This is a genomic window from Enterobacter cloacae complex sp. SHL009 (genome assembly GCF_049237205.1).
In the GTDB taxonomy this organism is placed as follows: Bacteria; Pseudomonadota; Gammaproteobacteria; order Enterobacterales; family Enterobacteriaceae; genus Enterobacter; species Enterobacter cloacae_M.
This window is the reverse complement of the sequence record NZ_JBMKIW010000001.1, coordinates 696,896-721,567: the sequence shown is the minus strand read 5'-3', so window position 1 is coordinate 721,567 and position 24,672 is coordinate 696,896. Positions and strand designations below refer to the sequence as shown.

At 58.4% G+C, this 24,672-nt stretch carries 23 protein-coding genes and 1 pseudogene; 11 read left to right on the top strand and 13 right to left on the bottom strand.

Features of this window, described 5'->3' with window-relative positions:
- Positions 1 to 51: 51 nt before the first annotated feature.
- Positions 52 to 1,086, top strand: a complete 1,035-nt coding sequence (locus tag ACOTZC_RS03585) for an AI-2E family transporter (RefSeq protein WP_023311501.1) — start codon at positions 52 to 54, stop codon at positions 1,084 to 1,086.
- 3 nt (positions 1,087 to 1,089) lie between these two features.
- Here ACOTZC_RS03585 and ACOTZC_RS03580 read toward each other — a convergent pair whose 3' ends face one another.
- Both ACOTZC_RS03580 and ACOTZC_RS03575 read right to left on the bottom strand, forming a co-directional pair.
- On the bottom strand, positions 1,090 to 2,037 hold the full coding sequence (locus tag ACOTZC_RS03580) for a zinc-dependent alcohol dehydrogenase family protein (RefSeq protein WP_248169099.1): 948 nt from the start codon (positions 2,035 to 2,037) through the stop codon (positions 1,090 to 1,092).
- Between the two features lie 28 nt (positions 2,038 to 2,065).
- Positions 2,066 to 3,091 carry an LLM class flavin-dependent oxidoreductase gene (locus tag ACOTZC_RS03575; RefSeq protein ID WP_023311499.1) on the bottom strand — a complete coding sequence of 342 codons (1,026 nt, stop codon included), beginning with the start codon at positions 3,089 to 3,091 and terminating at the stop codon, positions 2,066 to 2,068.
- A 178-nt stretch (positions 3,092 to 3,269) separates the two neighbouring features.
- Between ACOTZC_RS03575 and yajD the strand changes: the two genes are divergently transcribed.
- Entirely contained in the window at positions 3,270 to 3,617 is a 348-nt protein-coding gene (gene yajD, locus ACOTZC_RS03570) for an HNH nuclease YajD (protein ID WP_003857471.1), read from the top strand.
- 28 nt (positions 3,618 to 3,645) lie between these two features.
- Here yajD and ACOTZC_RS03565 read toward each other — a convergent pair whose 3' ends face one another.
- Complete coding sequence (locus ACOTZC_RS03565; protein WP_045401265.1) at positions 3,646 to 4,431, bottom strand: MipA/OmpV family protein; 786 nt, start codon at positions 4,429 to 4,431, stop codon at positions 3,646 to 3,648.
- 124 nt (positions 4,432 to 4,555) lie between these two features.
- On the opposite strand from ACOTZC_RS03565, the gene ACOTZC_RS03560 reads away from it, so the two are divergent.
- The 4 genes from ACOTZC_RS03560 (at position 4,556) to ACOTZC_RS03545 (ending at position 10,745) form a co-directional block, all read left to right on the top strand.
- A complete protein-coding gene (locus ACOTZC_RS03560; RefSeq protein ID WP_421635591.1) occupies positions 4,556 to 5,251 on the top strand; it encodes a response regulator in 696 nt (231 codons plus the stop codon).
- On the top strand, positions 5,248 to 6,444 hold the full coding sequence (locus tag ACOTZC_RS03555) for a sensor histidine kinase (RefSeq protein WP_045619788.1): 1,197 nt from the start codon (positions 5,248 to 5,250) through the stop codon (positions 6,442 to 6,444). The genes ACOTZC_RS03560 and ACOTZC_RS03555 overlap by 4 nt, the downstream gene beginning before the upstream one ends.
- A gap of 78 nt (positions 6,445 to 6,522) precedes the next feature.
- Positions 6,523 to 7,671 carry an efflux RND transporter periplasmic adaptor subunit gene (locus ACOTZC_RS03550; RefSeq protein ID WP_045401275.1) on the top strand — a complete coding sequence of 383 codons (1,149 nt, stop codon included), beginning with the start codon at positions 6,523 to 6,525 and terminating at the stop codon, positions 7,669 to 7,671.
- Entirely contained in the window at positions 7,668 to 10,745 is a 3,078-nt protein-coding gene (locus ACOTZC_RS03545) for an efflux RND transporter permease subunit (protein ID WP_421635590.1), read from the top strand. Before ACOTZC_RS03550 ends, ACOTZC_RS03545 begins: the two co-directional genes overlap by 4 nt.
- A gap of 22 nt (positions 10,746 to 10,767) precedes the next feature.
- Here the strand turns inward: ACOTZC_RS03545 and ACOTZC_RS03540 are convergent, their stop codons facing one another.
- Positions 10,768 to 11,535: an arylamine N-acetyltransferase family protein gene (locus ACOTZC_RS03540; protein WP_047174620.1), complete on the bottom strand. Its 768-nt coding sequence runs from the start codon at positions 11,533 to 11,535 to the stop codon at positions 10,768 to 10,770.
- 96 nt (positions 11,536 to 11,631) lie between these two features.
- Here ACOTZC_RS03540 and ACOTZC_RS03535 point away from each other — a divergent pair, with 96 nt between their 5' ends.
- Complete coding sequence (locus ACOTZC_RS03535; RefSeq protein WP_248200973.1) at positions 11,632 to 13,086, top strand: PLP-dependent aminotransferase family protein; 1,455 nt, start codon at positions 11,632 to 11,634, stop codon at positions 13,084 to 13,086.
- Here the strand turns inward: ACOTZC_RS03535 and ACOTZC_RS03530 are convergent.
- The 5 genes and pseudogenes from ACOTZC_RS03530 to ACOTZC_RS03510 all read right to left on the bottom strand — a co-directional run.
- Positions 13,058 to 13,483, bottom strand: a pseudogene (locus ACOTZC_RS03530) (LysR substrate-binding domain-containing protein); the annotation flags it as partial. The gene ACOTZC_RS03535 and the pseudogene ACOTZC_RS03530 sit on opposite strands and share 29 nt — an antisense overlap.
- 128 nt (positions 13,484 to 13,611) lie before the next feature.
- Positions 13,612 to 14,298, bottom strand: coding sequence for a DUF2931 family protein (locus tag ACOTZC_RS03525; protein WP_059446687.1), 687 nt, complete (start codon positions 14,296 to 14,298; stop codon positions 13,612 to 13,614).
- A gap of 10 nt (positions 14,299 to 14,308) precedes the next feature.
- On the bottom strand, positions 14,309 to 15,997 hold the full coding sequence (locus tag ACOTZC_RS03520; RefSeq protein ID WP_163353735.1) for a T6SS phospholipase effector Tle1-like catalytic domain-containing protein: 1,689 nt from the start codon (positions 15,995 to 15,997) through the stop codon (positions 14,309 to 14,311).
- A gap of 205 nt (positions 15,998 to 16,202) precedes the next feature.
- Positions 16,203 to 16,340 carry a hypothetical protein gene (locus tag ACOTZC_RS03515; RefSeq protein WP_369880841.1) on the bottom strand — a complete coding sequence of 46 codons (138 nt, stop codon included), beginning with the start codon at positions 16,338 to 16,340 and terminating at the stop codon, positions 16,203 to 16,205.
- Between the two features lie 133 nt (positions 16,341 to 16,473).
- Positions 16,474 to 17,529, bottom strand: coding sequence for an SDR family oxidoreductase (locus tag ACOTZC_RS03510; RefSeq protein ID WP_163353734.1), 1,056 nt, complete (start codon positions 17,527 to 17,529; stop codon positions 16,474 to 16,476).
- A gap of 97 nt (positions 17,530 to 17,626) precedes the next feature.
- Here ACOTZC_RS03510 and ACOTZC_RS03505 point away from each other — a divergent pair, with 97 nt between their 5' ends.
- Entirely contained in the window at positions 17,627 to 18,514 is an 888-nt protein-coding gene (locus ACOTZC_RS03505) for a LysR family transcriptional regulator (protein WP_421635589.1), read from the top strand.
- Positions 18,515 to 18,596: 82 nt separating this feature from the next.
- Positions 18,597 to 18,866: a hypothetical protein gene (locus tag ACOTZC_RS03500; protein ID WP_047174615.1), complete on the top strand. Its 270-nt coding sequence runs from the start codon at positions 18,597 to 18,599 to the stop codon at positions 18,864 to 18,866.
- 12 nt (positions 18,867 to 18,878) lie between these two features.
- Here ACOTZC_RS03500 and umuC read toward each other — a convergent pair whose 3' ends face one another.
- Both umuC and umuD read right to left on the bottom strand, forming a co-directional pair.
- Positions 18,879 to 20,141, bottom strand: coding sequence for a translesion error-prone DNA polymerase V subunit UmuC (gene umuC, locus ACOTZC_RS03495; protein WP_047174614.1), 1,263 nt, complete (start codon positions 20,139 to 20,141; stop codon positions 18,879 to 18,881).
- Positions 20,125 to 20,559, bottom strand: coding sequence for a translesion error-prone DNA polymerase V autoproteolytic subunit (umuD, locus tag ACOTZC_RS03490; RefSeq protein ID WP_045401287.1), 435 nt, complete (start codon positions 20,557 to 20,559; stop codon positions 20,125 to 20,127). Before umuD ends, umuC begins: the two co-directional genes overlap by 17 nt.
- A gap of 331 nt (positions 20,560 to 20,890) precedes the next feature.
- Here umuD and ACOTZC_RS03485 point away from each other — a divergent pair, with 331 nt between their 5' ends.
- Positions 20,891 to 21,091, top strand: coding sequence for a hypothetical protein (locus tag ACOTZC_RS03485; protein ID WP_023311485.1), 201 nt, complete (start codon positions 20,891 to 20,893; stop codon positions 21,089 to 21,091).
- Positions 21,092 to 21,136: 45 nt separating this feature from the next.
- On the opposite strand, the gene ACOTZC_RS03480 is transcribed toward ACOTZC_RS03485, so the two are convergent.
- Positions 21,137 to 22,003, bottom strand: coding sequence for an aldo/keto reductase family oxidoreductase (locus ACOTZC_RS03480; RefSeq protein ID WP_047174613.1), 867 nt, complete (start codon positions 22,001 to 22,003; stop codon positions 21,137 to 21,139).
- 144 nt (positions 22,004 to 22,147) lie between these two features.
- Between ACOTZC_RS03480 and tcp the strand changes: the two genes are divergently transcribed.
- Positions 22,148 to 23,809, top strand: coding sequence for a methyl-accepting chemotaxis citrate transducer (gene tcp / locus ACOTZC_RS03475; RefSeq protein WP_421635588.1), 1,662 nt, complete (start codon positions 22,148 to 22,150; stop codon positions 23,807 to 23,809).
- A 27-nt stretch (positions 23,810 to 23,836) separates the two neighbouring features.
- Here tcp and smrA read toward each other — a convergent pair whose 3' ends face one another.
- The gene (gene smrA, locus ACOTZC_RS03470) at positions 23,837 to 24,400 is read right to left on the bottom strand and encodes a DNA endonuclease SmrA (RefSeq protein WP_045401296.1); all 564 of its coding nucleotides are present in this window, start codon (positions 24,398 to 24,400) and stop codon (positions 23,837 to 23,839) included.
- Positions 24,401 to 24,672: the final 272 nt, after the last annotated feature.

Below are 24,672 nucleotides of genomic sequence, written 5' to 3'. Positions count from 1 at the left end.
TGCAACGCCTTTCACCTTTATTATAAATATAAAGAAAAATTCGGAGTCACCATGGCTAAACCCATTATTACCCTGAACGGGTTAAAAATTGTCATCATGCTGGGCATGCTGGTGATCATACTGACAGGCGTTCGTTTTGCCGCCGACATTATTGTGCCCTTTATTCTGGCCCTGTTTATCGCGGTGATCCTTAACCCGCTGGTGCAGCGCATGACGCGCCTGCGCATCCCGCGCGTGCTGGCGATCACGCTGCTTATCAGCATCATCATTGTGGCGATGGTCTTGCTGGTGGCGTATCTGGGGACCTCGCTCAATGAGCTGGCGCGAACGCTGCCGAAGTACCGTTCTTCGCTGGCGATACCGCTGCTCCAGCTGGAACCCTGGCTGCAGCGCGCGGGTATCGAAGTCTCGGTTGAGGAGCTCCTGAAATATATCGACCCCAACGCGGCCATGACGATCGTCACCAGCCTGCTGGCGCAGCTTTCCAATGCCATGACCTCCATTTTCCTGCTGTTTTTAACGGTGGTGTTCATGCTGCTGGAGGTGCCGCAGCTGCCGGCAAAGCTGCAGCAGATGATGGTCCGTCCGGTTGAAGGCATGGGGGCGATTCAACGCGCGCTGGACAGCGTCTCCCGCTATCTGGTGCTGAAAACGGCGATTAGCCTGGTCACGGGCGGTGTCGTCTGGGCGATGCTTCTGGCGCTGGACGTTCGCTTTGCCTTTGTCTGGGGGTTACTGGCGTTTGCGCTTAACTACATTCCCAACATCGGCTCCGTGCTGGCGGCGATCCCCCCTATCCTTCAGGTGCTGGTTTTCAGCGGGTTTTATGACGCGCTGATCCTGCTGGCCGGCTATCTGGTCATCAACCTGGTGTTCGGTAACATTCTTGAGCCACGCATGATGGGGCGAGGGCTGGGACTCTCCACGCTGGTGGTCTTTTTGTCCCTGATTTTCTGGGGCTGGCTGCTCGGGCCCGTTGGAATGCTGCTCTCCGTCCCGCTGACCATTATCGTCAAGATTGGCCTGGAACAGACGGCGGGCGGGCAAACCATCGCCGTGCTGCTGAGCGATATGAGCCATAAATAGCGGTCAGTCCGCCATCGACAGGAGGGGCTTGCGGGTCCTTCCCCCTTCGCGATACGTACCGATCGCCCTCCGCCATTCCGCCAGCGGATACACCGTGACGTCGCTGTACCCGCTGGCGGGCAAATTAAGCCAGATGCGGTCAAACTCCGCGCGCCACGCCTCAGCGCTGAGCGCATCCAGACCGTTTCGGATATGGAACCACGCCACGCGCGGCGCGGGCCGTTGCTGTCTGAACGTTTGCCCGGAGAGCAGCCCGTAGCAGACAAACATGCCCTGCTCGGGCATCGCGCTGAGGATCGCTTCCGCCAGCGGCCCGCCGGTTGCATCGTAGACGACGTCAGCACGCGCGGCGACGGTGCCAATCCGCTGCGCGTCATGCTGCGCGACGGGAATGATACCCATCGCCTCCAGCCGTTCAGCGTGAACGGGGGAACGGTGGATCCCGTACACGGCTTCCGCTCCTGCCTGACGTGCCCACTGCCCCAGCAGAATGGCGCAATCCGACCCGGCAGCCGTCAGCAGCACCCGCTTTCCTTCAGGCGGATAGCGGGTAAGCATCATCTGCGCTGCCAGCGGGTTGATATAGGCCCGTGCGGCCAGATGTGCGTCAACAGCGTCCGGAACGGGGATAGCATACTCTGCCGGGCAATCAACATAGCGCTGCCAGGTGCCTTGACCGCGCAGCGGCAGGACGCGTATACCCAGCAGATGCGCAAAGGACGCGGGCACGTCGGTGACAATGCTGACACCTTCATACCCCGCTACCGCCGGTAACGGGGTTCTGTGGCGGTAGGCGCCGGTAATGGGAATAAGATCGGACGCGTTCACGGGAGAAAACAGCATTCGCACGCGCAGATGACCCGGCGCAAGCGCCCCCAGCGGCGCGGTTTCAGAGTGCAGAACGGTTTCTGGCTCGCCAAAACGGCGATACCAGAGGGCCAGATTTTCCATTACGATCTCACGGCTGATAGCGGAACGACTACTCGCGCCAGCCCATTGCCGGTGCGACGTGTTTGAGAATAGATTCAATCACGTGCGCATTGTAATCCACACCGAGCTGGTTCGGCACGGTCAGCAATAACGTATCGGCTTCAGCAATCGCGTCGTCCTTTTTCAGCTGTTCAATCAGCTTGTCCGGCTCCGCCGCATAGCTGCGCCCGAAGATCGCGCGCGTTTTCTCATCAAGATAGCCCACGCTATCGCTGTCGTTGCGGCTGGCACCGAAATACATCCGGTCGCGGTCGTCCATCAGCGCAAAAATGCTGCGGCTGACCGACACCCGCGGCTGTCGAGAATGCCCTGCCTCTTTCCAGGCCTGACGGTACGCGCGGATCTGTTTTGCCTGCTGAATATGGAACGGCTCGCCGGTTTCATCGTCCTTCAGGGTTGAACTTTGCAGGTTCATTCCCAGCTTTGCGGCCCATACGGCCGTCGCATTGGAACCGGCGCCCCACCAGATACGCTCGCGCAGCCCTTCAGAATACGGCTCCAGGCGCAGCAGCCCCGGCGGATTCGGAAACATAGGCTGTGGATTGGGTTTGGCAAACCCTTCACCGCGCAGCACCTCAAGCAGCACCTCGGTATGACGGCGCGCCATATCCGATTCGTCTTCCCCTTCCTGCGGGACATAGCCGAAATGGCGCCAGCCATCAATGACCTGCTCCGGCGAGCCGCGGCTGATGCCAAGCTGCAAACGACCGCCGGAAATCAGATCCGCCGCGCCCGCATCTTCAGCCATGTACATCGGATTTTCATAGCGCATATCAATCACGCCGGTACCGATTTCGATGGTTTTCGTTTTTGCGCCTATTGCCGCCAGCAGAGGGAACGGCGAGCTAAGCTGTCGGGCAAAGTGGTGCACGCGGAAATACGCGCCGTCTGCCCCCAGCTCTTCAGCCGCCACGGCTAAATCGATGGACTGCAGCAGCGTGTCTGCCGCCGAGCGCGTGCCGGACTGCGGAGAAGGCGTCCAGTGACCAAAGGATAAAAATCCGATCTTTTTCATAACCATTTTTCCTGATAATACGTTGCGTTCTGTCCACTTTACGCATTACCCGATAAGAATAAATGCCGTTTATTTAACGGAAAGCATCAAATAAATTGACAGAATAGCGTGGTTCTTCATTCCGCCCCATAATGGGATATAATCTTCCCCACTCTTTTCATGGCAGGTAAAACCGGCAATGGCTTTGATCCCCAAAAACTACGCGCGGCTGGAAAGCGGCTATCGCGAAAAAGCATTAAAAATCTATCCCTGGGTCTGCGGACGCTGCTCGCGCGAGTTTGTCTATTCCAATCTGCGTGAACTCACGGTGCACCATATCGATCACGACCATACCAACAACCCGGAAGATGGCAGCAACTGGGAGCTGTTGTGCCTGTTTTGCCACGATCACGAACATTCGAAATACACCGAAGCGGATCAGTACGGCACCACCGTGGTGGCCGGGGAAGACGCGCAAAAAGACGTGGGCGTCGCCACGTTTAACCCGTTTGCCGATTTAAAAGCGATGATGGATAAGAAGAAATAATCCTCTCGCCCCCTCGTGCTCCTCGAATTTAAAATGTCCAGGTGATAGCGGCGGTTGCAGCCCCCTCATTGCGCCGCATCACGATCGGGCTGTTATTCGCACGATCGCCCAGCCAGGTATAGTCCGCACTCAGCACCGTCCCCCAGTGGGCATCGAACTGATGGCTCCAGGTCAGGCTGGTGTCGACGCCATAGAATCCACCCGGCGCAGCATAGCGGCGATATCCGGTGCGGCGGCTCTGCCGCTCGCTGACCCCATACCAGGTATTCAGATAACGGCTGTCGCCAAAAAGGGCCGCTGACTGAAAGGCAACCGTGTCCTGATTATTTTGTAAGGGGATTAGCGTCACGGAGGCCTGATAGCTTGCCCCCTGGCTGTCCGTTAACGGCAGCGTCGCTTTGCCTTCCATACTCAGCCATGGCGCGGCCTGCCAGCCCACGGCAAGGCCGGTATTCAGGGTGGCATCAATGTCCCCCATCCCTTTCAGATTGTTTGCGCCCTCACGCCAGCCAGAATTTTTCTCAGCCCTTCCGAAATCGTAGCCCAGCGTGTGTTCGAAATACCAGCCGCTGTCGTTTTGCAGGTCATATCCCACCCCTTTTTGCGCATCAATAAAGAAAGCGCCTTTGCGTCCCTGCAGCACCGGAACCACCTGCCACACCTGCTTGTCTGAGCCTGAGTAACGCGGGGCATACTGCCCCCCAAGCCCGACGGTTAAGGAATCGGACGCGGCGCCATCCTCCGCCTGCGCGCCGGAAACCACGGCCATCAGAAGCGGGACGGACATATACAGGACTTTTTTTATCGCTATCATACTGCTCTCCATACGGACGCTAGCGCCTCCTGATACGGGGGCGGCCACACAACGTTGGCGCAGTATGATTTGGCTGAATCAATGAATCGTCGGGATAGTGTTAAGAAATGGTCAAGGTGAACGGATGTTGTCCAGAAGAGTGCTGATTATTGAAGATGACGCCGATGCGGCTGGCGTGCTCGAGGCCTATTTACGGCGGGAAAATTACGAGGTGACCATTACCGGAGACGGTCATTCCGGGCTGGATATGGCGCAGCGGTGGAAGCCCGACCTCATTCTGCTGGACGTGATGCTGCCGGGGCTTAACGGCACCGAGGTGCTGGCTGGCCTGCGTCGTAAAAGCGATGTGCCGGTGATCATGGTCACGGCCATGGGGGATACCCCTGACCGCATTGGCGCCCTGCGATACGGTGCCGATGATTACGTTGTGAAGCCTTATCATCCGGGCGAAGTGGTGGCTCGGGTGCAGGCGGTGCTGCGGCGCAGCAGTAAAAAAGAGACGGACGGGGCGATCCTTCGCTGGCAAACGCTGGAGGTGGACGTGGCCGCCATTGTGGCGAGCGTGGATAACGGCGGCGACGCGCCCGTGATGCTCGATCTTACGCCAACGGAATTCTCGCTTCTGGCAACGCTGCTGCGTTCTCCGGCGCACCCGTTCTCCCGCCAGTATTTACTGGAGCACTGTTTGCCGGAAAGCGAGGCGCTGGAGCGCGTGGTGGACACCCATATTTATAACCTGCGTAAAAAACTCGAAGCGGCGGGGATCTCCGGCGTGCTGATCAACGTTCGCGGCGTGGGTTACAGGTTCAGACAGCCATGATTAAAAATCAGCACTCCTCTCTGTGGCGCTGGATTTGCGCGCGCATCCTGGCGCTGGCTATCGGCAGCGTGATCGTCATTGCCACCTGCATGTGGCTGCGCTATGCGGTTCAGAACTACTGGATAATGGGCAAAATGCCAGCGGCGGTCCGCCAGGAGTTTCTGACGCTCAGCCAGAACCCGCAGGCCAATCCGGCCCGCTTCCACTCGATTGTGGACACCTGGTGGGGCCTGAGCTATTCCACGCCGTCTATCGCCTCAGCCGACTGGGCCACGGTGGCCCTGCTGGTGCTGGTGATGATCCCGTTTATCGTGGTGATGGGGCTCAAACACGCCCGGCCGCTGGCGCTGCAGTTCAGCCGCCTTCGCGATGCGGCAAAGGATGTCGCCGACGGGCAGTTTGGCCGTCAGGCGGAACTGATCGAGGATGCGCCGGCGGAAATGATCAGCTTTGCGACCGACTTTAACTCCATGACGGGACAGCTCGCCCGCTATGAAAAAGAGCTCCGCGCCTCGCACGTCGCGATGGCGCACGAGCTGCGCTCGCCCCTGACGGCCGCCATCGGGCGTCTGCAGGGCATGTTAGACGGCGTGTTTGATGCCAGCCCGGCACAGCTCGGCATGGTGATGAAACAGCTTCAGCACCTCAACCGCCTCACCGATGAGCTTCACCTTCTGTCGCTCGCCGACGCGGGTAACCTCGTGCTGGAGGACCAGCCGTTTTGCCTCGATGAGCTGATTCAGGAGCGGGCTGCCTGGATCATGCCCGAGGCTGACGCGCATCATTTTCGGATAACGCTTCGCAACCCGCGCACCAGCCCCTTCAGAGGCGATGCGTTCCGTCTTGGACAGGTCGTTACCATCCTCATGGAAAATGCGCTACGTTACGGACGCGAGGGCGGCCACCTCGAGGTGGCGCTGCACTACGCCAGCGGTCATTACATCCTCGAATTTACCGATGACGGGCCGGGCGTGTCGCCCCAGTTCTTACCGGAAATGTTTAAACGCTTTAGCCGCGAGGAGCAGTCCCGCGCGCGGCATTCCGGCGGCAGCGGCCTCGGTTTGTCCATCGCCCGGGCGATTTGCGAGGCGCATGGGGGTGAGATTAGCGCGTCATTGCCGGAAACCGGCGGCCTCGCCGTGCGCATTTTTTTGCCCTGGCACCCGTCCGGTAATGAAAATATCCACTCTTGATAAAGCCTTGACAGAACGTCGAATCTTTCTCGACGTAGCGCACATTTAATAACGCCATTCCCTTTATGGAGCGGCGTTATGTCAGACGAATTTTTTCTCTCCCTCCGCCACTGCCTGCATCATTTGTACGGCGTGGCGCGCACCCTTTCCTGGCTGCATTTTCTTCCCCTGGCCCTGCTTGCGCTGGCGATTTTTCCGCTGACCGGCTGCGGTGATAAACACGAAAATAAGCCCGACCCTGCGCGAGCGGTACGCTACGTCGTCATCGGGGCCGCCCAGACCCTTCCCGCGCTGGAAAGAACCGGTGAGATCCATGCCCACGATGAAACGACCCTGAGCTTTCGGACCGGGGGCCGAATACTGACGCGCAGCGTTGATATTGGCGACCGGGTCACTGCCGGACAGCTGCTGGCCACGCTTGACGATACAACCGGGAAAAACCAGCTCGACGGCGCTGAGGCCGACTATGAAGGTGCCAAAGCCTCGGCGCAGGTCGCCGCGCTTAACGTCAGTCGAATGCAAAAGCTCATACCAACGGGTGCTATCGCCCGCACGCAGCTCGACAGCGCCCGTGCCGACTGGCTTGTCGCCCGCGCGCGCTTAAAAAGCAGCGAGGCCGCGTGGCGAAATGCCCGCGAAAGCCTCGGCTGGACGCGCCTGATCGCGCCGCAGGCGGGCGTCATCACCGCCGTGAACGCCTCTGCCGGACAGGTTGTCAGCGACGGTCAGTCCGTACTGACGCTGGCAACGGGTGAAGCCCGCGACGTGGCGTTTGATATTGCCACTCCGGATGCGATCCCGCCTCTGGATAAGGCGGTTTTGCGGGTTTCACTCCTCAGCGACCCGTCGGTACAGGCGTCTGCCGCGCTGCGGGATATTACCCCGCAGGCCGATCCTCAGACCCGCACCTGGCGCGTCAGAGCCACCCTGCAAAACCCGCCGGCGGCCATGGCGCTGGGCGCCAGCGTTACCGTCACGTTGCCATCGTCTGCCCCGCGCGGCTACACCCTCCCCGCGTCGGCACTGACCCGCGTCGGCGACAAACCGGCCGTATTTGTGATTACCCCGCAGTCGCGGGCGCAGCTGCGCGCGGTGGTGCCCGCGAGCTATACGGCCACCTCCGTCATGATTGCCTCCGGCCTTGAGCCGGGCGACAGGGTGATTACGGCGGGCGTGAGCACATTGCGGTCCGGCGAGCCGGTGGTTGCCGGAGAGGTTCAGCCATGAACACGGGATCGGAAGCGAAATTTAACCTCTCCGCCTGGGCGCTGAAGAACCAGCAGATGGTCAGCTTTTTGATATTGCTGGTGATTGCGATGGGCGTGTTTTGCTATGAGAAGCTGCCGCGTAATGAAGATCCGGCTTTTACCATTAAAACGGCCGTCGTCTCCGCGCAGTGGCCGGGAGCCTCCGTGGCGGATACCACCCGCCTGCTGACCGATACGCTTGAAAAAAAGCTGCAGGAAACGCCCTGGCTGGACTATCTCGAAAGTGAAACCCGGGCCGGACGCACCGTTATCCACGTCAACCTTCGTGACGATACGCCCCCGCAACGCGTGCAGGATATCTGGTATCAGGTTCGCAAAAAAATGCAGGACATCGCGCCGTCCCTGCCTGAAGGGGTGCAGGACCCTGCCGTGGACGACGAGTTTGACGACACGTTCGGCACAATTTACGCCTTTATTCCCGAGGGCTTCACCCTGCGGGAGGTGCGGGATCGCGCAGAGACAATTCGTCGCGAGCTGATGTCCCTGCCGGATATAGGCAAAACCACCCTGCTGGGCGAACAGCAGGAGCAGTGGGTTCTCGCCTTTTCTCCGGCGCGCCTGGCCGGGATGGGGCTTGATATTCAGGAGGTTGCCGACGCCCTCCGGACGCAAAATGCGGTTGTCCCGGCAGGAACGATGCGTACCGAAAAAGAGAACATGGCGATCAAGGTCAGCGGGGCGCTCATGACCGAAGAGAGCTTACGCGCCGTCACGCTGCACGTGAACAATCGCTATATTCCGCTGACCGACATTGCCACCGTCACCCGGGAAATCGCCGAGCCACCGGCCCCGGCCTACCGGGTAAACGGCAAGCCGGCTATCGGGCTGGCGGTGTCGATGGCACCAACGGGCAACATGCTGCGTTTCGGCGCTGCGCTGAATGCCAGAATGGCGGCCCTCAGCGCCGGGCTGCCGCACGGTATCGAGATGGTGAAAGTTGCCGATCAGTCAGCGGTGGTCAGTGACGCGGTAAGCGGGTTTATCCGGGTGCTTATCGAAGCCGTTATTATCGTGCTGGCGGTTTCATTTGTCTCGCTGGGCTTACGGGCCGGACTGGTGGTGGCGACGGCCATTCCGCTGGTGCTCGCCATGACGTTTGCCGGCATGATGCTCGCCGGCATCGGCCTTCAGCGCATCTCGCTCGGGGCGCTGATCATTGCCCTGGGCCTGCTGGTGGATGACGCCATGATCGCCGTTGAAACGATGGTCTCGCGGCTGGAAGCGGGGGATTCCCGTCGGCATGCGGCCACCCATGCGTTCAAAACAACGGCCTTCCCGATGCTCACCGGTACTCTGGTGATGATTGCCGGCTTTATTCCCGTTGGTTTTGCGGCCTCCAGCGCCGGTGAATACTGTTTTTCCCTGTTTGCGGTGGTGCTCATTGCCCTGCTCTGCTCCTGGGCCGTCGCGATCCTGTTTTCGCCGCTGACGGGCACGTGGCTGCTGCCGGAAAAAGTCAGACATCACGCGGCAGGCCCCGGCAGGATCGCGCGCGGGTACGGACGACTTTTACGCCTGGCGCTGCGCCACCGACTCGCTACCGTGCTGATTGCGCTTGCCGCGCTGGGGCTGTCAGCGTACGGCACGACGTTTATGCAGGGCGAGTTTTTCCCCGCTTCGGATCGGCCTGAGCTGCTGGTCAGCCTGACGCTTCCGGCCAACGCGTCGCAGCCGGAAACGCTAAGAGAGGTGAAAAAGCTGGAAAAGGCGCTGGCCGGCAACGGCAACATCGATCGCTATTCGACGTACGTCGGGTCGGGCGCCATCCGTTTTTACCTGCCGATGGACGTGCTGCTGGAAAATGAAAATATCGCCCAGATGGTCGTGGTGGCTAAGGATCTTGAGGCGCGGGATCGTCTGCATGCGCAGCTCAACAGGCTCCTGGCGACGCAGTTTAGCGACATCATCACGCGCGTGTCGCCCCTTGAGCTGGGGCCGCCCGTCGGCTGGCCCATCAAATACCGGGTGAGCGGGCCAGATTATCTGCAGGTTCGGGCGTTGGCGAACCGTCTCACGGACGCGATTGGCCGCTCCCCGTTCTCACGCGACGTTAACCAGACGGCCGGAGAGCCTGAAAGGGTCATCACCCTTAAGGTGAATCAGACGGCGGCCAGGGCGGCGGGAATATCGTCAGAAAGCCTCGCCCGCACGCTGAACACCGTCTGGTCCGGCAGCGTTGTCACCTCCATCAGGGATAACGACCGCCTTGTCGACGTGGTGCTGCGGGCCACGGACGATGCACGTCACAGCACCGCCACCCTCTCCTCGCTCACGATTCAGGGGAATGACGGTAAAAAAATTCCGCTCAGCGCCGTCGCGACGCCGGTCTGGGGCGTGGACGATCCGGTCATCTGGCGTCGCCAGCGCGTGCCCTTTATCACGGTGCAAACGGACCTTGCCCCGGGCCTGAAGGCTGAAGCGGTATCCGCGGCGCTGCGTCCGGCGGTCGACAAGCTGCGCGCGAGCCTGCCCGCAGGTTACAGCATTGAAGAGGGCGGCGCGGTTGCCGAATCGGACAAGGGGAACAGCTCCGTCTTTACCGTTCTTCCGGTAACGCTGGTCCTCATGCTGTTGCTGCTGATGCTTCAGCTGCGGCGATATTCCCGGATGCTGCTGGCCCTCCTGATGGCCCCGTTTGGCCTACCGGGGATCGTGCTGGCTATGCTGCCCGGCGGCACGCCGATGGGGTTTGTCGCGCTGCTGGGCGTCATCGCCCTGGCGGGGATGATCGTGCGCAACGCGGTGATACTGATTAGCGAAGTTGACAGCAATCTTGCTCAGGGGATGGCAATCGATGCCGCAATTATGGCGGCCGCGGAACACCGGGCCAGACCCATCTGTCTGACCGCCTGCGCCGCCATTCTGGGCATGATCCCGATCTCTCATCAGGTCTTCTGGGGGCCAATGGCCTATGCCATTATCGGCGGGCTGCTGGTCGCGACGCTGGTGACGCTGACCGTGTTACCCGCGTCGTTTAGCCTGCTGTTACAGTGGGGAGCTCAGCGCAACGCCGCAGAAGACGGACTGCGCTGAGGCTCCACCGTTTCCCGGCAGATTACGCGGCGATCAGCGCAAAACGGTCTTTCAGGACATGGCGGATTTCATCCTCCGCCAGCTGCCGCGTTTCAGTGCCGTTCGCCGTGATGGTTTTCAGCACATCGCCCAGCAAAATCTGGCGTCCCTCCGGGCTGTGCTGCACCACCACCCTCTTCTGCACAAAGATGGCATCCGGGTGCGTGGAGTTAAGATAGTTGGCCGGAACGAAATCAATCCATTCCTGAGGGGTGAGATCAAAGCCGTACTGCCGGGCCCACTCTCCCTCAACCTTCGCCTCAAGCAAATACTCACCCTCCGCGCTGCGGCTCAGTCGGAACGTGTCGAAATCCTGCGTGATATCCACATCAAGCGTGTCCAGCGCCATTGGCGCACGAATACCGTAGCTGCCGAAACCGAGGTCGCAAAGCCACTGTCGGCTATCTACCTCAGCAACGATCGCCATGTGGGTTTTCGGCCGCCGCGCGGGGTAGAACATCGGGCGCGCCGCCACGAAGCGGTAAGGGATCCCTAACGCCTCCAGCGCCATGGCAAAAAGCCCGTTTACCTCATAGCAGTAGCCGCCGCGCCCCTGCGTTAACACCTTATCGGCGATATCGTCTGGCGCCAGCGAGACAACTTTGCCCGCCTGTACGTCCAGATTTTCAAAGGGAACGGAAAAGAGCTGATGGCGCATGAGTGCATGCAGGGTGACCGTATCGGCACCCGCCGGTCCGGTATAGTTTATGCGTTTGAAATAGGTGGAAATGTTGAAGTTATCGCTTTGCATAATGCCTCCTTGTCCTGAACATGCCGGACACTATAGATGGCGCGCATCATTGGCTGTATAGTCAGTTTTATCGAAAATTAGCCTGAACAGTTCCCCATGTCTGCCCCGTCCCGGTCCTCTCCTCACTATCGCCGTATTGCGGATATGCTGCGTTTTACCATTACGTCCGGCGCGCTGCGCGCCGGTGACAGGATGATCTCCGCGCGCAAACTGGCCGAACGCGAGCGAGTTAGCCTTCCGACGGCGCTGGAGGCCCTTCGCTGCCTTGAGGCTGAGGGGCTGATCGTTGCGCGCCCGCGTTCAGGCTATTACATCCGCCAGACCAGCCTGCCACCGCGCGTAGAGCCCGCGCGCTCCACGCCAGGCCCGGTCCCCGTCACCCTGTCCGCAGTGGCCCGGTCGCTGTTCAGCAGTGCAGAAGCCCGGCTGATCCCGCTGGGCGCCGCCCTGCCCGATCCCGCGTGGCTGCCGGGAGATGCGCTGCAGCGGGCGTTGCACTCTGCGGGCCGTCGTCTGGACGCGCATGGACAGAGCTACAGCCTGCCTCCGGGAAGGCGGGATTTGCGAAGCAAGATTGCCGCGCGCTCTGCCCAGTGGGGAGCCCGGTTCGGCGCGGACGATCTCATTATTACCGCAGGCGCGACGCAGGCGCTGCGCCTGGCACTTCGGGCCGTGTGCCAGCCGGGTGATGTCGTGGCGATTGAGCAGCCAGCCTACTTTGGTACGCTCCTGCTGCTGGAGGATTTAGGCCTGAAGGCTTTAGCGATCCCCACCGACCCTGTAGAAGGCCTGCTGCTGGAACCGCTGGCGGACGCTATTCGCTGCCACCGCCCCGCGGCCGTTCTGGCCTCGCCCACGGTGCAAAATCCTTTGGGTGCCAGCATGCCCGTCGCGCGCAAGCAGGAACTGGTTGCCCTGCTTGAAGAGGCTGAAATTCCTTTAATTGAGGACGATGTTTACGGTGATCTGGTCGGCGAGGGGCAACGCCCTCCGGCCTGCAAGGCGTTCGACCTGAGCGGGAATGTGATCTACTGCAGTTCCCTGTCTAAAACGCTTGCGCCCGGATGGCGAATCGGCTGGATCGCCGCCGGACGCTACTCCCCGCAGGTCTTACAGGCCCGCATGGCCGGAGAATGGGCTGGCGCCCCGCTGCTGGAAGCGGCGACGAGCGATGTTCTGGCGAGCGGCGACTACGATCGCCATCTGCGGCGGCTGAAGCGCCGGATCTCAGAGGGCGTTCGCGCCGTCGTGGCGCAGGTCAAGGCGAGCTTTCCGCCCGGTACGCGCGTTAACGTACCCGCTGCCGGTTTCCTGCTGTGGGTTGAACTGCCTCAGCGGGTCAACGCGCTGGAGGTGCATCGTCGCGCGCTGGCGCTGGGCATTGGCGTCAGCCCTGGCCCCTTGTTTTCCCCTGCCGCGGAGTTAACGCACTTTCTGCGGCTGAACTGCGCAAACGAACCCACGCCCCGCCTGCTGAACGCCGTGGAACAGATTGGCGCGCTGTGTCACGAGCTGGCCGCTTTCACACCAGACTCTCCAGCCACTCGGTAAAGACCCGCACCTTCCGGGAGAGGTGGCGGTGTGGATAGAGCAGTGACAGCTTGCGGTCCGGCGAGCGATAGTCCGGCAGGACTTCAACCAGAAGACCACTGTCTATGTAAGGCTGAAGAAAGAGATTCATCCCCTGCATTAACCCCAGCCCGGCAAGGCCTGCCGCGATGTAGGCCTCGGAGTTATCCACGACAAGCTTACCGGGCAAGGTAATTTCCGCGATGCCTTCTGGCGTGGTAAACGTCCACGGATGAATTTGTCTGCTGCGGTTATTAATCCAGTTGATGGCCTGATGTTTGCGTAAATCATCCGGCGTTTCTGGCGTACCGTGTTTTGCCAGCCAGTCCGGGCTGGCGCAGGTCGTGATTTTGATGTTCCCGATTTTACGCGCGATGTAGCCCTGGTGGGAGCGAAGCTGCAAAATGTGACATGTTAAAAAAATTGAAGTTTAACCCATCAAAACAATCAGATTGATGCTCAAAAGGATCTCAAGAGGATCCTTTTGATTTTACTGACCGTTATGCCCTACCAGTTGCCATACGGATAGATTTTCCCTTTGATGAAATCGGGTGTCTTTCCGTAATAAATATATCCGTTAGGATGTTTCGTTACCCCTTTGCATATCAGCATATCCTCCCCTGTCAGAGTGAGTTGCCGCGCAGGATGCTGAAGCACAACAGGATCGCCGTTATTCTCCAGCCAGACCCGCACCGTTCCACCCGGTGCCAGTCCGATAATCATATTATCCCGGTAATACGTCTTTCCCGGCTTATAGGTATCAGGATAGGCTGTGAGCATCTGCTGCCATGTCTCCCGACTGAACCAGATCTCCGTTTCGTACGCCTTTTTATCGATAACCGAGTCCCAGCACACCGTCATCCTGACAGGCAGCGCCTTGCCGATATTAAAATTGGCTGAAAAACCACCCACGCGCTGGCTCCATGTCCCCACGCTGCTCTGGCTCGGTTCCGTGGGGTCCAGTCGCCGGAAAATACTTTCCCGGATATCCCCATCCTCCAGATACACCATGGTCACCAGTGCCGGCAGGTTGACGGGATAGAAAAAATTAAACTGCCAGTGATCGTAAGGCAGTTTCTGCCCCCACTGTTCTACACCATCCCCTGACAATGACTTCACACCCTCCCGGCGATCGTGGCAACCGGCGAGCAATACGACACCCAACATGACCGCTACCAGCGGTAATCGTTTCATCCCTGCCTCCTCAGAAAAGTCTGTCCAGCGCGTCCGCATTCGCCCGCGCCCTGTCTTCCCACTGCTGCTGGTCGTCCATCCGCCATACCGTCCGCACCCACCCTTTGCCAGGAGCCATCGGCCACACGAACGAGCGCTCGTCCGTTGGCGCATAGTGGTTTCTCAGAAAAACTTCTCCTGAGGACGGACTCACCCACAGACTCAGATCCGAATCGATGTTCCAGTTCGCCGAACAGTGCAGGTAACGCCCGATGGTCCGCATCTCATCTGCCGTGAAGCTCTCCTGGTCCGTACCGCGTCGGACTGCGCGCCCCTGCGCTATCGCTTTGTCACACAGGGAAACAAGCTCAGCGGGAAGAGCCATGTCAGTATTTTGCGGATCAATATCACCGAATATCACCCCGGCATCCTGTGCCGCATCGAGCATCACCCGCATACTCACCTTTTCCCAGTCGTTCGGCACCGCCCGGCGAGTCATAAATACCGCCGCGCCGGCTTTCTTCTCCAAAATAAACGCCCGTGCCTTATCCCGGTTAACCAGTGGCCACGAAATCATTTTCGTCTCTACCTTACCGTGCGGCATCAGGTATTTCAGCGCCGGCAGCGAATATAGCGTCTGACGCATCTTCCTCGCCTTACGATATACTGCCGTCTGCATTTCATCCGAGCTTTCCGGTATCACTTCAAAGTCCGGCATCGTCAGCAGGGATATTTCATCCTCTCCCGCGTTGTAGCCTCCACCGATATCCGAGTGCGCACCCGGCAGCGCCAGCTCCGGCCACATCCCCGCTATGCTGTTCAGGCTGAAGTTATATCTGCACTCGTGCATTGCGCTTATCTGAAACACCTTCTGCGCCACCGAGGGACGCAGTTCGAGGTTGACGCCGGGGTTGCTGCGCCCGTTGATGCCGTAGAAGTTCAGCAGACTCCCGATGGCCGCCACCGTGTCAAACAGCCCCAGAAAGCGTACCTCTCCCGCCGCTTTTCCATGGTGCCCTGTCAGGTCTAATCCTTTGTCTATCGCCACCGCTATCTCCGCGTCCTGGTTCATCACCCGGTTGGCGAAGTGCCGCGCTGCCGCTGCCCCGCGGCTAAAACCGAACACATCAAACTGCACCTTCGCTATCGCCACTTTGTCACGGTTAAGTTTGATAAAGCGGCTCAGCTCTGCGCTGATTTTGTCAAGCGCCTCGTCTGTCTTCGTCACCACCCCTTCAAACTGCCGGATAAGGCTGCTGCCCAGCGCCGCTCCCAGCATAGAATCGCTTTCACCGTCCGCCGTCCCGATGCCGCTGACGTAGATTTTTACCTGCGCCTCTGTCTCACTGTCGTTGAGTTCATCACTAGACTGATAAAGGTCAAACAGTCGCGAAATATTAGTGATGCCGCCCTGCCAGCTGGCGTTCCCTAACTCTGCTCTGGCATGCTTTTCATACTTCTCGCACGCCCTGGCACGATCCTCGCCAACCAGATTAGCGCAGTGCGCATATGCCAGCCGCAGATCGTCTGAATTCGCCCGGTTATTCCCAGTGCCGTCAAAGAACACACCTACGGTCAGCGCGATCCCCCTGACTGGCACCCGCCGGCACTGAACGGTTTTTACAGTCCCGACAGCGCTGGTTCGCAGAGTGCAGTCCCCGATAACTTCATACCGATAATAACCGGTATCTTCCGGTGTGGTCTTTTCGTTTGTGCTCATGGAAAATCCTTTTAGTTTTGAGGGTTAATAAATATCCCATCATACCTTAACCAAAATCACCGCTCTATCTTCAGTAGATGATGCACATGCTCAAATGTATCGAGGGGATTGTATCCGCCTGTTCCTGCATACCCGGTAAAGAGCCATTTTTACTCAGTTCCAGTTCAAAAAAAGCCAGATGTCGCATTTTGCAGCTTCGCTCCCACTAGGCCATATAGTCGCCGTCGCCCAGTTCGCCCACCCACAGCACACAGTCAAGGCAGCACCAGAACATATCCCGGCGGTGTTCAGAGCTGCTCGGAATGATATCGATTTCAGGATGCTGACGATAAAAATCAGGCATGCCGGGCATCACCCGCAATGCCGCAAAAGAGATAGGAATATCCGCAGCGTGAAAAGCGTGGCCGAGGTTGTGAATGCGTTAACGGTTGAGTAAACACCCGGCGTCCTGGCCTGCACCAGGACGCCCAGGCTCATCAGGGAATAATCCGCGCGGCTCTCAACTGCGCGAACAGGCGGAAAAACATCGCATCGGTCGCCTGCATTTGCGTGAAGCCCGATCGCCGGAGTTTGCTCCCGTCACCAAACATGTCGTAGTCCCAGCTAAAGACAGAATCGGCAAACCGCCCGTCGCTCAGCTGCAGAATATCCGCTTCCACCAGTCGCTCTTCGACAAGCTCGCGCCATACGCCGCGATAGTCGTTAAACAGCTGATGAAATGACAGCCTCACCGGCGGCGCAGAGTCCAGTTCAAACCAGCGTGCGATGCGCGGCCACAGCTCGCTCCAGCGCCAGATATCGCCATTGTTTACGTTGAACGCCTGATTCTGTGCCGCAGGTGACGCGGCGGCCCACACCGTGGCCTCGGCCAGCAGCCCGGCGTCGGTATGGTCAACGATGCTGTGCCAGGCCTGTTCCGAACCGGGAAAACGCAGCGGTAACCCCAGCGCCTTGCACAGGGAGGCGTACAGGGCGATGCTCAGCGCAAGGTTCATGGCATTACCCGGTACCGCGCTCCCCACCACGCCCGGCCTGATGGCATTCCAGTGCCAGCGTTTTCCCCGCTGAAACTGGCTGAGCCACGCGAGCTGCGCGGCGTTAAATTCGGCACCCGGCACGCCGGGATCGCTTTCCCGCGCCGGGGTTTTAAACGGCCCCAGATGCGCACCATAGACTTTGTATCCCTGCATCAGGCTTACCGTCTGCAAAGGCGCCGTTTTTTCGAGGGTGCTGACCAGATTACGCAGCATGGTGACGTTCGGCTCAACCATGTCCGTCCAGTTTGCCGCATTCGCCCAGGCGCTGTAAAAGATGTGGGTGACACCGTTCAGGGCGTGCAGCGCCCGTGCGGTATCCTTCGCATCCAGTAAATCGACGTTCACCACGGGAATGCCGTCCGGATGGGTTACCTCGCGGCGACTGAGGCCAATCACCTCCCACTGATGGTGCAGGAGGGTATTGACCAGCTGTCTGCCGACAATGCCGCTGGCGCCCGCGACCAGGGCGACGTTGTGTTGCTGCATCTTATTCATGGTGTTTCTCCGGAAAGAGTGACAGACGCAGTGTGATCTATTATTTTTTCTGGAGATATCCCCTGAAACCGATGGCACTTATAAGCAGAATCATTAAATGAATAATAAGCTCACCGCCATTTCTACCTTTCTACGCGTCGCTGAAGCGGGCTCGTTTTCAGCGGCCGCCCGTCAGACCGGTATTAAGCAGTCCGCCGTCAGTCAACAGATCGCGGCGCTTGAGGATGAGCTTGGCGTGGTGCTGCTGCACCGTACGACGCGTACGATGAAGCTGACCGAACAGGGTGAACGTTACCGGCGAGATATGCAGCTTGTGCTGGACGCTATGGGGGAAGCGGAAAGGCGTTTACATCCTGCCGATCATCGCGTTCAGGGACGCGTCCATGTCCAGTTGCCGAGCGGCCTGGGGCAGATCATTTTGCCGCATCTGCTGGCGCTACAGCGCCTGCATCCCGAACTGCAGCTGATGATTTCCCTGGATGACCGCCTTGCCGATCTGGTGACGGAGGGCGTGGATGTCGCGATACGGCTGAGCAGTGAGCCTCCGCAGGCGCACGCGGCTCGCGTGCTGGCGCGTATTGAAGCCGCGCTGTTTGCCGCTCCCGGTTCTCAGGCGGTACACACCGTCAGCGAACTGACCACGCTGCCACACGTACGGTTCAGCGGTATTCCGCTGGATGCCCCCCTGCGCCTGATTTCTGACGAGGAAACGGTCGAGGTCAACGTGAATACCGTTTTCCGTGCCAACACCAGCGACGCGCTGCTGCAGGCGCTGGAGTCAGGCATCGGTATCGGCGGCATGCAGCGATCGCTCGTGGCCAGGGCGCTGCAGGCGGGCACGCTGGTACCGGTGCTGCCCGACTGGCGGTTACCCGATCGCTTCCTCTATGCCGTCTATCCTGACGCCCGCTTTATTCCGCAGCGCGTCAGAAAGGTCGTCAGCGTGATTGAGCAGTTACTGCCTGAAATACTAAAGAAATGCTGATGATTCCCCCCGTAAATTACGTGCATTTTTCAACCGCCAGGAATAGAGTATTTTTACCGTATCCCCTTTTTCTGGAGCACTTATGCCGGAGTACTGTTTTTTCCAAAAAGGCCCAAACCTCATAGCAATCGAAAGCGCAAACACCGATGCGGCTGCACAGCTCATCGCCCAGGGGTTCGAAAAACAGTTCGAGGAGATCGGCGCCGCGGATGAAAAAGAGGCGCTTACTCGCCTTACCGATATCCGTAAAAATAGTGAGATCGATCGTCATAACTTCCTGGCCGGTGCGGGCGAAATGCCGCTGATCGGCGTGCTGGCGGCTGCGGCAACCTGGTTGGTGCAAAAGAAATAACGCAACCATCTTCTACTTCGCCACCGGCAAATCGGCGTACCGCGTCGTATAGGCCGGTGACAGCATCTCACGCTTCATCGCCCAGGATTTCTCAATACCCTGCCCGGCGAACCATATCTTCCCTTTACCGGAATGATTTACGCTGTCCATCATCTCCATCAGCGCCGCGCTGTTGGCGCGCAGACGATTATCGTCAAACAAATTAAGCTGGGCGACGCCGCTGCTGAAAAAGTCCGCCAGCATGACCCCGGCTTTCATATAGCGATAGCCGTCGAGCCATATACGCCCCAGCGCCTCCGTGGCGGCGCGGATGATATCGCGCGAGTCATTGGTGGGCATCATCAGGGTGACAGAAGCCTGATTGCCGTAATAAATTTCGTTGTCCGCATGCGGGCTGGTGCGAACAAATACGCTGATAAAACGACAGTATTGATGCTCGCCGCGCAGTTTTTCCGCAGCGCGTTCCGCGTAGGCGCAAATAGCCTGGTGCATCTCTTCATATTGGGTAATACGGTGTCCAAACGAACGGCTACAGATGATTTGCTGCTTCGTGGGGGTGAACTCCTCCAGATCAAGACAGGGCTCACCGCGCAGCTCGCGGGCCGTACGTTCCAGTACCACGTTGAAATGTTTGCGGATGACCCAGGACGACGCTTCCGCCAGCTCCAGCGCCGTGGTGATCCCCATAGCGTTGAGCTTTTTCGTGATGCGCCGCCCTACCCCCCACACCTCCTCTACCGGAACCTTTTCCAGCAGCTTACGCTGCCGCTCTCGGCCTGAGAGATCGACCACGCCGCCAGTGCCGGACCATCGTTTCGCCGCATAGTTGGCCAGCTTCGCCAGCGTTTTGGTCGGGGCAATACCGACGCCAACGGTTAGGCCCGTATTTTTTAAGACCTCTGTGCGCATCTGGTGACCGAACGCTTCCAGCGACAGGCAGTGGCTGACCCCTGAAACGTTCACGAACGCCTCATCGATGGAGTAAATCTCTATTGCCGGGGCGAGATCGGTCAGCGTCTGCATGACCCGACTGCTGAGATCGGCATACAGCGCATAGTTCGAGCTAAAGACGTAAACTTTTGACGGGTATAGCTTTTCTTTGAATTTAAAATACGGCTCCCCCATTTTTATGCCGAACTGCTTTGCCTCCCGCGACAGCGAAATAATGCAGCCGTCGTTATTGGACACCACCACGATGGGTTTCCCCTCCAGATCGGGGCGGAATACCTTCTCGCAGGAGGCGTAAAAGCTATTCACATCAACCAGCGCGAACATGTTTATGCGTTTTGAGAGTGTGGGTGACGACGCCGAAGATCTGCAGCTCCTCTTCGGACTGAAAGGTAATCGGCTGATAGCGGGCATTATGCGGCAGAAGTCTCAGAACCGGGCGGGTCTGTAGCTCTTTCACCGTAAACTCACCGGCGACCGACGCCACGACGATATCCCCGTGTTCGGCATTTAACGAACGATCGACCACCAGCAGATCGCCGTCGCCGATCCCCGCCCCAATCATGGAGTCTCCACTCACCTTGATAAAATAGGTCGCACTGGGGTGTCTGACTGCCAGCCGGTTAAGATCGAGACGATCCTCCACATAATCCTGCGCCGGGCTGGGAAAACCACAGGCCACGCGTTCTAAAAACAAAGGTAATTCAATGTCTTGATTTGAGTGATAAGAAAAGAGAGTGTCCATAATGCCTTTCTCGCCGAATACTGTATATAAATACAGTATTACGAATTATGGACAAGGATCAAGGTCATTTCCAAAGGTGAACCCAAACGCGTTGAAGTTTGAGCGGTTTTAATTTAGCAACGTTGCCCGCCGATAACCCTCCCCATGGTTCTCCCCAGAGTGCGATAAGAGACGCGCCAACAAAAGTCATTAAAAAGTCACAAATCAAAATACTTCATAATGACTTATATAAAAACACAATCACTATTAAATCACTGAATATTGACTTTTAAGTCAGATAAAAGCATATTTTACCGAACGAATTAATAAGACTTACTGGAGAATATTTTCAATGCCAGCCCGTGACTATCCAGACAAGCGTGTTGCACGCGGTCTGGCAAAGGAGGCCGATCTCAGGATGTTGAGCGCCCGCATCGATCCCGATCTGATGGAGTACATCAGAACCACCGCCTTTGAGACGCGTAAGAGCAAGCAGGAGATTGTGGCGGAAGCGTTGGCGCTGCACAGGCAGAAAAGTCAGACAGGAGCCTAAGCGCGCAAAGCCGGAAGCATCCTTCAGGCTTTGCGCGTGTCACCTTTAATCCCTCAGCGAATTCAGCGTTTCCAGTGCTTCAGGCGGCAAACGCAGCTCCCCCGCCGCGAGGTTTTGCCGTAAATGCGCTACGGAAGAGGTGCCCGGGATCAGCAGAATATTCGGGGAACGTTGCAGCAGCCATGCCAGCGCAACCTGCATTGGCGTGGCGCCCAGTGAATCCGCGACGGTCTTCAGCCCGGAAGATTGCAGTGGCGTAAAGCCTCCCAATGGGAAGAACGGCACATACGCGATCCCCTGCTGCGCCAGCAGATCCACCAGCGCGTCGTCACCCCGGTTTACAATGTTGTACATGTTCTGCACGCACACCACCGGGACCATCTTCTGGGCTTCCGCAACCTGAGTGGCCGTGACGTTGCTCAGGCCAATATGACGCACCAGACCCTGCTGCTGTAATTCGGCCAGGGTGGAGAGCGGTTCCGCAATCGACCCTTCCGCCGGCCCGTGTGCGCTAAACATGACCCGCAGATTCACCACGTCCAGCACGTCCAGCTGTAGATTACGCAGGTTGTCATGCACCGCCTGAGTCAGTTCCTGCGCGGAAAAGGCCGGCAGCCAGGCACCTTTGTCGTTGCGGCGGGCACCAATCTTGGTGACGAGCGTCAGATCGTCCCGGTATGGGTGAAGCGCCTCGCAGATCAGCTGGTTAGTGACATGGGGACCATAAAAATCACTGGTATCAATGTGGTTCACCCCCGCCGCCACCGCTTCGCGCAGCACGTCCAGCGCGGCCTGCTTATCCTTCGGTGGGCCAAAGACGCCCGGCCCGGCGAGCTGCATCGCACCGTAGCCCAGTCGTTTTACCGTCCGCGTCCCGAGCGCGTACGTCCCGCTTTTATCAATGCTGCTCATGTTAACCTTCCTCATAAAAATGATCCGGATTTACAACAGGTTCCTCACCGGAGCCCTTAGTTAAGCGCGAGTTAAATTAAAGTTTAAATTCTATACGACGATAGTATTGGTGTACCTCTGCATCCTTTCTAACGGACGACCGCTATGCTGAAAAATTTGCACGTGATTACCGGTATTATCTTTGCCCTCACCATATTCTGTCTGCTGCAAGTTGTGACGGGAGGGTTGTTCTACTCTGCCGTCAGCAACGATCGCCATAACTTCCAGAATTCCGGCGTGCTCAATGCCCAGCAGGAAAGCCTGAGCGACAGCGTAAACACGCTGGTGAAAACACGCGTCACCGTCACCCGCGTGGCGATCCGCTACCTGAAAAACCAGCGTGACCCGGCTTCACTTGCGGCGATCAATAAACTGCTTGGCACCGCAGCCGACTCGCTGGCAAAAGCCGAAGCCTATAACAAAGAGTGGCAGAAGCTGCCGCAGGTTAACGGCCAGGAGGCGGTATTAACCGACGAGATGCAGAAGTCCTGGAACCAGATGCACGAAGTGATGCGCTTATCGATTGAGTATCTGCGTGCCGACAACTACCAGGCCTATGGCGATCTGGACGCGCAGCAGGCGCAGGACGAGATGGAAGCGGTCTATAACCGCTGGCGCGCCGAAAACAACACCCTGCTGAAGGCCGCAACCGAAGAGAACCAGAGCAGCTTCACGCAGATGCAGTGGACGCTGGCGGCTATTCTGCTGGCCGTTATCGCGGTTCTGGTGGTCATCTGGCAGGGTTTACAACACCTGCTGTTAAAACCCCTCCACTCCATTATGAACCATATTCGCGCCATTGCAGGGGGTGACCTGACGCAGGAGATCGCTATCTCCGGTCGCAATGAGATGGGCCAGCTGGCCGCGGGCCTGCATGAGATGCAGCAGTCGCTGGTGACCACAGTCAGCGCCGTACGTGGAAGTACAGATTCCATCTACACCGGCGCAGGCGAAATTGCCGCAGGGAGCAACGATCTTTCCGCCCGCACCGAGCAGCAGGCCGCCTCGCTCGAAGAGACCGCCGCCAGCATGGAAGAGCTGACCGCGACGGTTAAACAGAACTCCGATAACGCCCGTCAGGCCACGCTGCTGGCGAAAAACGCCTCTGAAACGGCCGCGCGCGGCGGTCACGTCGTGGATAACGTGGTTCGCACCATGAACGAAATCGCCGACAGTTCGCAGCAAATTGCGCATATTACCGGCGTGATCGACAGCATCGCGTTCCAGACCAACATTCTGGCGCTTAACGCAGCGGTGGAAGCGGCACGCGCCGGGGAACAGGGCCGTGGTTTTGCGGTTGTTGCAGGTGAAGTCCGTACGCTGGCGAGCCGCAGCGCGCAGGCGGCGAAAGAGATCAAAGGGCTTATTGAGAACTCCGTCAGCCGGGTGAATACCGGTTCTGAGCAGGTCAGCGAGGCTGGCACCACCATGAAGGAAATTGTCGCCGCCGTGAGCCGCGTGACCGATATTATGGGTGAGATTTCATCTGCCTCTGACGAGCAGAGCCGCGGTATTGAGCAGGTGAGCCTGGCCGTTTCGCAGATGGACAGCGTGACGCAGCAAAACGCCGCGCTGGTGCAGGAGTCCGCCACGGCGGCTGCGGCACTGGAAGATCAGTCCGAGCAGCTGCGCCAGGCGGTAGCCGCGTTTCGTCTGAACGGCAAAGAAAAAACGGTAGCCCCGCGCCCGGCCAGCGTGAAAACGCCCCAGCTGTTGCACCCGGCAACCGCAAACGCCTCCACCGACAGCAACTGGGAAACCTTTTGAGTTTCGGGCGGGCGAGAATATCGCCCGCTAGCGGCTGCGCTTGGCGTGCCGCTCCCAGTTCTCCTGTTTTGCTTCACCGGATTTACGCAGTGAAACGTAACATGCCCCGCTGCCGCCGTGATGCGGCAGCGCCACGCAGAAGGCCTGCACTTCCTCAAATTCGGTTAACCAGCGCGCAAGATAGCTGCGCACCACATTGGGATGCGAGTTCTGCTCGCGCCCTTTCCCGTGAATGATAATCAGATTGCGTAACCCGTCTCGTCCGGCCTGGCGAATAAAAGAATAGAGCATCTGACGGCAGCGTTCGGCGGGCTGACGCAGGAGGTTTAAGCTGGCCTGACGGGCGTATTTACCCGTGCGCAGCTTATCAATAACGCCCTGCTGTACCCCTTCGCGCTGGAACGCCAGCGGTTCTTCCAGGGGAAGCACGTCAAGAAAATCCAGCGTCAGGAAGTTATCCAGCTGTTCGCTATCCACCTCCTCGCGCGTCCGCGTATTGCGGCTGGGCTGCCAGTGAATATCCGCGCAGCGCTTCAGGGGCTGGACATCTTCCATGGCGTCAAGAAAAAATGATTTGTCGTCAGGGTTCATGGACATCCTCCGGCTACATCTGAGGACTGTACTATACCTGCGCCAGAGACCGGCCTCAATCACCGTTACAGTGCGATGCGTGGCAATAATATTAACCTGATGAATATATATAGTAATTATTAAATAAACTTAAATCAGACTTAACTAAAATTTCAGCAAAGGTAAAATACGTGATTTATGTTAAAATTTCGTGAAATCAATCACTCGCCCGCCTTTCATTTTTCGGGAAAGGTGTTATACCTAAATATACCTGCCTCATGGAAATAATACTC

Bases quoted from the DNA above. Each gene is read 5' to 3' on its own strand.
- ACOTZC_RS03585 (WP_023311501.1), top strand. From the start codon at position 52: ATGGCTAAACCCATTATTACCCTGAACGGGTTAAAAATTGTCATCATG.
- ACOTZC_RS03580 (WP_248169099.1), bottom strand. From the start codon at position 2,037: ATGGAAAATCTGGCCCTCTGGTATCGCCGTTTTGGCGAGCCAGAAACC.
- ACOTZC_RS03575 (WP_023311499.1), bottom strand. From the start codon at position 3,091: ATGAAAAAGATCGGATTTTTATCCTTTGGTCACTGGACGCCTTCTCCG.
- yajD (WP_003857471.1), top strand. From the start codon at position 3,270: ATGGCTTTGATCCCCAAAAACTACGCGCGGCTGGAAAGCGGCTATCGC.
- ACOTZC_RS03565 (WP_045401265.1), bottom strand. From the start codon at position 4,431: ATGATAGCGATAAAAAAAGTCCTGTATATGTCCGTCCCGCTTCTGATG.
- ACOTZC_RS03560 (WP_421635591.1), top strand. From the start codon at position 4,556: ATGTTGTCCAGAAGAGTGCTGATTATTGAAGATGACGCCGATGCGGCT.
- ACOTZC_RS03555 (WP_045619788.1), top strand. From the start codon at position 5,248: ATGATTAAAAATCAGCACTCCTCTCTGTGGCGCTGGATTTGCGCGCGC.
- ACOTZC_RS03550 (WP_045401275.1), top strand. From the start codon at position 6,523: ATGTCAGACGAATTTTTTCTCTCCCTCCGCCACTGCCTGCATCATTTG.
- ACOTZC_RS03545 (WP_421635590.1), top strand. From the start codon at position 7,668: ATGAACACGGGATCGGAAGCGAAATTTAACCTCTCCGCCTGGGCGCTG.
- ACOTZC_RS03540 (WP_047174620.1), bottom strand. From the start codon at position 11,535: ATGCAAAGCGATAACTTCAACATTTCCACCTATTTCAAACGCATAAAC.
- ACOTZC_RS03535 (WP_248200973.1), top strand. From the start codon at position 11,632: ATGTCTGCCCCGTCCCGGTCCTCTCCTCACTATCGCCGTATTGCGGAT.
- ACOTZC_RS03525 (WP_059446687.1), bottom strand. From the start codon at position 14,298: ATGAAACGATTACCGCTGGTAGCGGTCATGTTGGGTGTCGTATTGCTC.
- ACOTZC_RS03520 (WP_163353735.1), bottom strand. From the start codon at position 15,997: ATGAGCACAAACGAAAAGACCACACCGGAAGATACCGGTTATTATCGG.
- ACOTZC_RS03515 (WP_369880841.1), bottom strand. From the start codon at position 16,340: ATGCCTGATTTTTATCGTCAGCATCCTGAAATCGATATCATTCCGAGC.
- ACOTZC_RS03510 (WP_163353734.1), bottom strand. From the start codon at position 17,529: ATGAATAAGATGCAGCAACACAACGTCGCCCTGGTCGCGGGCGCCAGC.
- ACOTZC_RS03505 (WP_421635589.1), top strand. From the start codon at position 17,627: ATGAATAATAAGCTCACCGCCATTTCTACCTTTCTACGCGTCGCTGAA.
- ACOTZC_RS03500 (WP_047174615.1), top strand. From the start codon at position 18,597: ATGCCGGAGTACTGTTTTTTCCAAAAAGGCCCAAACCTCATAGCAATC.
- umuC (WP_047174614.1), bottom strand. From the start codon at position 20,141: ATGTTCGCGCTGGTTGATGTGAATAGCTTTTACGCCTCCTGCGAGAAG.
- umuD (WP_045401287.1), bottom strand. From the start codon at position 20,559: ATGGACACTCTCTTTTCTTATCACTCAAATCAAGACATTGAATTACCT.
- ACOTZC_RS03485 (WP_023311485.1), top strand. From the start codon at position 20,891: ATGCCAGCCCGTGACTATCCAGACAAGCGTGTTGCACGCGGTCTGGCA.
- ACOTZC_RS03480 (WP_047174613.1), bottom strand. From the start codon at position 22,003: ATGAGCAGCATTGATAAAAGCGGGACGTACGCGCTCGGGACGCGGACG.
- tcp (WP_421635588.1), top strand. From the start codon at position 22,148: ATGCTGAAAAATTTGCACGTGATTACCGGTATTATCTTTGCCCTCACC.
- smrA (WP_045401296.1), bottom strand. From the start codon at position 24,400: ATGAACCCTGACGACAAATCATTTTTTCTTGACGCCATGGAAGATGTC.